The organism is Frankia sp. AgB1.9 (assembly GCF_016786355.1).
Taxonomy (GTDB): Bacteria; Actinomycetota; Actinomycetes; order Frankiales; family Frankiaceae; genus Pseudofrankia.
In genome coordinates, this window is record NZ_JADWYX010000014.1 from 66702 (window position 1) to 68698 (window position 1997).

Annotated in this window: 1 pseudogene; it reads left to right on the plus strand. The window is 73.1% G+C overall.

Annotated elements, in window-relative coordinates:
* Positions 1 to 50: 50 nt before the first annotated feature.
* A pseudogene (locus I6A60_RS07415) lies at positions 51 to 1997 on the plus strand (hypothetical protein); the annotation flags it as partial.

A 1997-nucleotide genomic window follows, 5' to 3' on the forward strand; every position in this document is an offset into this window, starting at 1 on the left:
CGTTGGCCGGAGCAATCGGCATCGTCGAGCCGACCGCCCGGGAAACGGTGTTGCGTGACCTTGTTCCGCGGCTGCCCGCTGAGCTGCTAAGCCCGGCGTTCGCGGCCGCGCGTGCCATCGACGAGCCGACCGCCCGGGAAACGATGTTGCATTACATTGTTCCGCGGCTGCCCGCCGAGCTGCTCGCACAAGCCTTGGCCGTCGCGGCCGGCATCGACGAGCCTGCTGCCCGCGCAGCGATGTTGAGTGACCTCGTTCCGCGGCTGCCTGCCGAGCTGCTCGGGCAGGCGGTGGCCGCCGCGGCCGGAATCGTCGAGCCGGCCGCCCGGGCAGCGGTGTTGCGTGATCTCGCCGAGCGGCTGCCTGCCGACCAACGCTCCGCGGTCCTCGAATCGGCGTTGGCCGCCGCGAGCGCCATCGGCGGGCCGCGTGACCGGGCAGCGGTGTTGCGTGATCTCGCCGAACGGCTGCCTGCCGAGCTACTCGGACAAGCGTTGGCCGCGGCGGACGCCATCGACAATCCGAACGTCCGGGCCTCAGTGCTGTGCGTGCTCGTGCCGCGGCTGCCCGCCGAGCTGCTCGGCCAGGTGCTGGCCGCCGCGCCCGAAATCGTTGATCCGGCCGCGCGGGCAGCGGTGTTGCGTGATCTCGCCGAGCGGCTGCCGGTTGACGAGCGCCCCGCGGTTCTCGGCGAGGCGCTGGCCGCCGCGAGCGCGATCGACAATTCGACCAGCCGGGCAGCGCGCTTGCGTGACCTCGTTCCGGGGCTGCCTGCCGAGCTGCTCGGCCAGGCGGTGGCCGCGGCGGACGCCATTGATGAGCCTGCTGCCCGCGCAGCGGTGTTGAGTGACCTCATTCCGCGGCTGCCCGCCGAGCTGCTCGGCCAGGTGCTGGCCGCCGCGCCCGGCATCGACGAGCCGGTCAGCCGGGCGACGGTGTTGCGGGACCTCGCCGGGTGGCTGCCTGTGGACCAGCGCCCCGCGGTCCTCGGCAAGGCGTTGGCCGCCGTGAGCGCGATCGAGCAGCCGACCACTCGGGCAGCGATGTTGCGTGACCTTGCCCCGCGGCTGCCCGCCGACCTGCTCGAGCAAGCGGTGGCCGCCGCGAGCACGATCGAGTTTCAGGGTGCTCGGACAGCGGTCATGCGTGGTCTCGCTCCGCGGCTGTCTGCCGAGCTGCTCGGGCCGATGCTGGCCGCCGTGCGCGGCATCGACGAGCCCGCTGCCCGGGCAGCGGTGTTGAGTGACCTCGCTCCGCGGCTGCCCGTCGAGCTGCTCGGGCCGGTGCTGGCCGCCGCATGCGCCATCGACGAGCCGCGTGCTCGGATATCGGTGGTGCGGTTGCTCGCTCCGCGGCTGCCCGTCGACCTGCTCGGACCGGTGGTAGCCGCGGCGAGAACCATTGACGAGCCCGCTGCCCGGGCAGCGATGTTGTGTGACCTCGCCGAGCGGCTGCCGGACCAGCAGCGCGCCGCGGTCCTTGGGCCGGCGCTGGTCGCCGCGGGTGCCATCGCCGAGCGCGCTGCCCGGGAAGCGATGTTGCGTGATCTCGCCGAGCGGCTGGCGGCCCGGCAGGGCGGTGCGCTCCTCGGGCCGGCGCTGGCCGCCGCGCGTGCCACCGACGAGCCGTCTGACCGGGCAGCGATGTTGCGCGGCCTCGCCGCGTATCTGCCTCCCGACCTGCTGGGACCGGTGTCGGCGGCTGCCGAGGCCATCGATGAGCCCTACCGACGGGCATTGGTGTTGCGTGACCTCGCCGAGCGGTTGCCGGCCGAGCAACAGGCCTCAGTCTTTGGACCATTGCTGGCTGCGGTGAAGGCCATCGACGAGCCGTACGTCCGGGCTGCGGTGTTGCGTGACCTGGCTCCGCGGCTGCCCGTCGAGCTGCTTGGGCAAGCGGTGGCCGCCGCGAGCACCATCCACGAGCCGTACGTCCGGGCTGCGGTGTTGCGTGACCTGGCTCCGCGGCTGCCCGTCGAGCTGCTTGGGCAAGCGGTG